Below are 5,328 nucleotides of genomic sequence, written 5' to 3' on the forward strand. Positions count from 1 at the left end.
AGCGGGCTCGGCGGCTGGGCGGCCGGGGCCGTGCCGGGCATGCTGGTGTGGCTGCCGCTGTTCTTCGGCGAGGAGCTGGGCTGGCAGGGGTACCTCTTCCCGCGTCTCGTGGGGGACGGCGACCGCCGGAGCCTCGTCCGGGCGTACACGGTCACCGGTACGGCGTTCGCCCTGTGGCATCTGCCCACGCTGCTGATGGGCGGCCAGTACCCGGGCCGGCCCTGGTATGTGTCGGTGCCCGCCCTGCTGGTGAGCTGCGTCCTCATCCTGCCGGTCTTCACCTGGCTGCGGCTGCGGTCCGGGTCGGTCGTGCCCGCCGTCATCGGTCACGCGTTCGTGAGTTCCGTCAGTGTCGGCATGGTCAAGGAGTTCGCCGATCCCACGGCGGCGCTCGATCCGCTGCACATGGGCATGGCCGGCTGGCCCGGCTGGGTCGCCACCGGCGCTTTCGTCGCGTTCCTGGCGCTGACCGGCCGGCTCCGGCCCTCGTTCCACACTCGCGGTCGTACCGGCGAACTCCCCGCGCGCCACGGGGATTTCCATGCCGGGCGGGTCGCCCGCTCCGGCTGAGGCGGCGGCTCGTACCCTGTTGCCGTGTCGTCCTCCCGTATGCGTCGTGTCGCCGTCCTGGTGCTGGAGGGTGCCAAGCCGCTCGATGTCGGCATCCCCGCCCAGGTGTTCACGACCCGGGCGAGCATGCCGTACGAGGTGCGGGTGTGCGGTGCCGCGCCCGGCCTGGTGACCGGCGGCGACGGCCTGTCGTACCACGTCGCCGACGGCATCGGCGCGCTGGAGTGGGCCGAGATCGTCTTCATCCCCGGTTACCGGTTCCCGGACCGCGAGGACCCCCCGGCCGCCGTGGTCGAGGCGCTGCTCGCCGCCCACGCCCGGGGCGCGCGGCTCGCCGCCATCTCCACGGGCGCCTTCGCGCTGGCCGCCACGGGCCTGCTCGACGGCAGGCGTGCCACGACCCACTGGCACTACACCCGGGCGCTCAGGGCGAAGCACCCGCTGGTCCGGGTCGACGAGAATGTCCTCTTCGTCGACGAGGGCAGCGTGCTGACGTCGGCCGGCGCCGCCTCGGGCATCGACCTGTGCCTGCACATCCTGCGGGGAGACCTCGGGGTGGCCGCGTCGAACCACGCGGCCCGGCGCCTGGTCGCGGCCCCCTACCGCAGCGGCGGTCAGGCACAGTACGTGCCGCGCAGCCTGCCCGAGCCGCTCGGCGAGCGGTTCGCCGCCACCCGCGAGTGGGCGCTGCACCGGCTCGGCGAACCCCTCAGCCTGAAAGCGCTCGCCCGGCACGCGGCGGTCTCACCGCGCACCTTCTCCCGGCGCTTCGTCGAGGACACGGGGTACACACCGATGCAGTGGGTCATGCGGGCCCGCGTCGACCTGGCCCGCGAACTGCTGGAGCGTACGGAGCTGAGCGTCGAGCAGATCGCCGCCGACGTCGGTCTCGGCACCGGCACGAACCTGCGCACCCACTTCCAGCGCATCCTCGGCACCACCCCGACCGAGTACCGGCGCACCTTCGTCCGGCGGGACTAGGGCCTGTCGACGAGAACGCCGCGGATGTGCGTTCCGGGCCCCGCGTCCGCGGCGTGATCCCAACGACAGGTCCCAGGCCTCCCCCGCCGGGGATTCCGTGCCGGTCCGGGTACGGTGCGGAGGGTGAACCGTCAGCAGCTGGAGTACTTCCTCGCGGTCGCCGAGCACGGCAGCCTCGGTCACGCGGCGGTGGCCGCCGGGGTGAGCCAGCCGTCGCTGTCGCAGGCCCTGGGCACGCTGGAGAAGGAGATGGGCGCGGCGCTGGTGCGCCGGGTGCGGCGGGGAGCCGTTCTCACGCCGGCCGGGCACGCGTTCGTACCCCACGCGCGGCTGCTGCTGCGTGAGCTGCGCCGGACGGGCGAGGTGATCGGCCGGCCGGACGGCGGACCGGCCGGGGAACTGGACCTGGTCACCACGCCGGTGCTGGCCGTCGATCCGTGCGCCCCGCTCCTCGGACGGTTCCGCGGGCTGCACCCCGAGGTGCGGGTGCGCGTCCAGGTCACCGGCCGCGACGCGGAGGTGCCCGGGATGCTGGCGGACGGCCGGGCCGAACTGGGCCTGGTCTGCCTGCCCCTGGACCCGGACGGCATCGTGGTGCGCGCGCTGGCCGAGCACGAGATCATGGCCGTCTTCCCGCCCGGCGAACCGCCCCCGCCCGACCCGTTGCCGGTCCGGTGGCTGGCCGGCCGGGAGACGGTGGGGGTCACCGGTCGCAGCCGACGGCGCGAACTGGTGGGTGAGGGCCGCCGCCGTGGCCCGGGCCAGTTTCTCCAGGTAGCCCTTGGGCGGTTTCGGCGCGCGGATCACCACCGAGCGCCAGTACAGCGGGCCGGAGATCAGGTCGAGGGCCAGCTCCGGGTCGGCCCCGGCGCGCAGTTCGCCCCGCTGTTCGGCCGCCGCCACGATCCGGCTGGCCACGCCCTCCTGGCCGTCCCGCAGCGCCTTCTGGAAGGCCTCGGCGAGATCGGGGTTGCGGGCCGCCTCGGCCTGGAGGTCGGGGATGATCTGGGACGCGACCGGGTGGCGCAGGGCGCGGGACGTGACCTCGTACAGCAGGCGCAGGTCCCCCTCCAGGGAGCCGGTGTCGGGCACCGGGAAGCCGGTCACCGCCATCGCCGAGACCACGTCCAGCACCAGGTGGAGCTTGGAACGCCAGCGCCGGTACACCGCCGTCTTGCCGACACCGGCCCGGCGGGCGATGCCCTCGATCGACATGCGGGCGTAGCCGACGGCGGCCAGTTCCTCGAAGACCGCCGTCCGGATGGCCTCGGTCACGTCCTCCCGGAGCACGGCGGCCCCGGCGGGCGCGCGGCGGCGCGGACGCGCCGGCGGCTCGTCGGCGGAGGCGGCGTTCGTCGTCATACCGCACAGCATAGGCCGTGACGACGAAACGGTTGCGTTCCGACGTGCGCTGCCCTACGCTCACGTTGCGACGATACGGTCCCGTCCCGACGTAAGAACACGTGAAGAGAAACGTAAGGAAACGCCGGCCGACGGGCACCGCGGCGCTCCCGGCGCGAGCCGGGCGCGGCATCCCCTCCCCCGAGCGAAAGCAGCGGATGTGAGCCAGGTCCTCCACACACCGCCCCCCACCCGGGCCCCGGCCGACGACGATCTCGCGGCGCTCGCGGCCCGGCACGGCCTGTCGGTCAGCGGCGCCCGCCCCTCCCTGCCGCAGTACGTCCGCCAGCTGTGGGCCCGCCGCCACTTCATCGGTGCCTTCGCCACCGCCAAGCTCACCGCGCAGTACAGCCAGGCGAAGCTCGGCCAGGTCTGGCAGGTCATGACCCCGCTGCTGAACGCGGCGGTCTACTACTTCATCTTCGGCGTGCTCCTCGGCACCAAGCAGAACGTCGCCGACTACGTGCCGTTCCTGGTCACCGGCATCTTCGTGTGGACGTTCACGCAGAGCTCGATCATGGCGGGCACCCGGGCGATCTCCGGCAACCTCGGCCTGGTCCGGGCGCTGCACTTCCCGCGTGCCGCGCTGCCGATCTCCTTCGCCCTCCAGCAGCTCCAGCAGCTGCTGTTCTCGATGTGCGCGCTCGTCATCATCCTGCTCTGCTTCGGCGTGCCGGTCGCCGCCTCCTGGCTGCTGGCGGTGCCCGCGCTCGTCCTGCAGTTCACCTTCAACGCGGGCGTCTCCATGGTCATGGCGCGGCTGGGCGCCAAGACCCCGGACATCGCCCAGCTGATGCCCTTCGTGCTGCGCACCTGGATGTACGTGTCCGGCGTGATGTGGAGCATCGACAAGATCGCCACGCACGACGACCTGCCGCACGCCGTCACCGTCCTGCTGCAGATCAACCCGGCCGCCGTCTACATCGACCTGATGCGGTTCGCGCTGATCGACAGCTTCCAGGCCCACCAGCTGCCCCCGCACGTCTGGGCGGCGGCGGTCGGCTGGGCACTGTTCGCCGGCGTCGGCGGCTTCATCTACTTCTGGAAGGCTGAGGAGACGTACGGCCGTGGCTGAGCACACCACCGAGAAGGTCCCCACCGTCGTCGCCGACCGCGTCGACATCGTCTACCGGGTCAACGGCACCGGCGCGGGCCGCGGCTCGGCCACCGCCGCCCTCAACCGCATCCTGCGCCGGGGGCAGACCGAGAAGGCGGCCGGCGTGCGCCGGGTGCACGCGGTGAAGAAGGTGTCGTTCGTCGCCTACAAGGGCGAGGCGATCGGGCTCATCGGCACCAACGGCTCGGGGAAGTCGACCCTGCTGAAGGCGGTCGCGGGCCTGCTGCCGGTGGAGAACGGGCACATCTACACCGACGGCCAGCCGTCCCTGCTGGGCGTGAACGCCGCCCTGATGAACGACCTCACCGGCGAGCGGAACGTCTTCCTCGGCGGCCTGGCCATGGGCATGTCCCGGGAGCAGATCAAGGAGCGCTACCAGGACATCGTCGACTTCTCCGGCATCAACGAGAAGGGCGACTTCATCACCCTGCCCATGCGCACGTACTCTTCCGGCATGGCCGCGCGGCTGCGCTTCTCCATCGCCGCCGCCAAGGACCACGACGTCCTGCTCATCGACGAGGCGCTGGCCACCGGCGACCGCTCCTTCCAGCGCCGCTCGGAGGAGCGGATCCGCGAACTGCGCAAGCGGGCCGGCACGGTGTTCCTGGTCAGCCACAACAACAAGTCGATCCGCGACACCTGCGAGCGGGTCCTCTGGCTGGAACGCGGTGAACTGCGCATGGACGGGCCGACGGAGGAGGTCATGAAGGAGTACGAGGCCTTCACCGGCGAGAAGAAGCCGGCGGCGAAGGCGTAGGCCGCCGCGGCCCCCGGCGGGGACGGCACCGGCATGCACCGTTTTATACGTCCTTTACCTGACGTTGTGAAAGATGTGCCGGACATTCCCAGCCTAAGGAGTCCACCGCGATGCCCCAGTTGAGTGTGATCGTCTACGGGCCGAACACCCAGGGGCATCTGACGGAACTGCTGGACTCCCTGACGGCCCATCCGCCGCCCGGCACCGAGATCGTCGTCGCCGCCGTCGGCGACTGGGCGCGGGAGACGGCCGAGGGTTACGCGCCCGGGATGACCGTCGTACCGCTGCCGGACGGCACCGGTGACGCCGAGGCCCGCGCGGCCGGGGCCGCCCGGGCAGCCGGCCGCTGGCTGCACTTCGTCCACGCCAAGGACGGCCTCCCGGCCGGCGGACCGGGGCTGATAGCCGAGCGGACCGCCGAACTGGACGCCCTGGACGGCGCGGACCCCGTCGACGTGCTCCTGTTCGACCACGTCGTCACGGACTGGCAGGCCGCCGGCAG

At 72.3% G+C, this 5,328-nt stretch carries 4 protein-coding genes and 3 pseudogenes; 6 read left to right on the forward strand and 1 reads right to left on the reverse strand.

Features of this window, described 5'->3' with window-relative positions:
• The 3 genes and pseudogenes from H5J33_RS22475 to H5J33_RS37680 all read left to right on the forward strand — a co-directional run.
• On the forward strand, window positions 1–570 hold a 570-nt coding region (locus H5J33_RS22475), incomplete at its 5' end, for a CPBP family intramembrane glutamic endopeptidase (protein WP_181796716.1).
• A 24-nt stretch (window positions 571–594) separates the two neighbouring features.
• A complete protein-coding gene (locus H5J33_RS22480; RefSeq protein WP_181796717.1) occupies window positions 595–1,551 on the forward strand; it encodes a GlxA family transcriptional regulator in 957 nt (318 codons plus the stop codon).
• Window positions 1,552–1,674: 123 nt separating this feature from the next.
• Window positions 1,675–2,226: pseudogene (locus H5J33_RS37680) on the forward strand (LysR family transcriptional regulator); the annotation flags it as partial.
• 63 nt (window positions 2,227–2,289) lie between these two features.
• Here the strand turns inward: H5J33_RS37680 and H5J33_RS37685 are convergent.
• Window positions 2,290–2,913: pseudogene (locus tag H5J33_RS37685) on the reverse strand (TetR/AcrR family transcriptional regulator); the annotation flags it as partial.
• A 199-nt stretch (window positions 2,914–3,112) separates the two neighbouring features.
• Here H5J33_RS37685 and H5J33_RS22490 point away from each other — a divergent pair.
• The 3 genes and pseudogenes from H5J33_RS22490 to H5J33_RS22500 form a co-directional block, all read left to right on the forward strand.
• Window positions 3,113–4,027, forward strand: coding sequence for an ABC transporter permease (locus H5J33_RS22490; RefSeq protein WP_181796719.1), 915 nt, complete (start codon window positions 3,113–3,115; stop codon window positions 4,025–4,027).
• Complete coding sequence (locus H5J33_RS22495) at window positions 4,020–4,826, forward strand: ABC transporter ATP-binding protein (RefSeq protein WP_181796720.1); 807 nt, start codon at window positions 4,020–4,022, stop codon at window positions 4,824–4,826. Before H5J33_RS22490 ends, H5J33_RS22495 begins: the two co-directional genes overlap by 8 nt.
• A gap of 110 nt (window positions 4,827–4,936) precedes the next feature.
• Window positions 4,937–5,328 (forward strand): annotated as a pseudogene (locus H5J33_RS22500) (CDP-glycerol--poly(glycerophosphate) glycerophosphotransferase); the annotation flags it as partial.

Source organism: Streptomyces sp. WELS2, assembly GCF_013870595.1.
GTDB lineage: Bacteria > Actinomycetota > Actinomycetes > Streptomycetales > Streptomycetaceae > Streptomyces.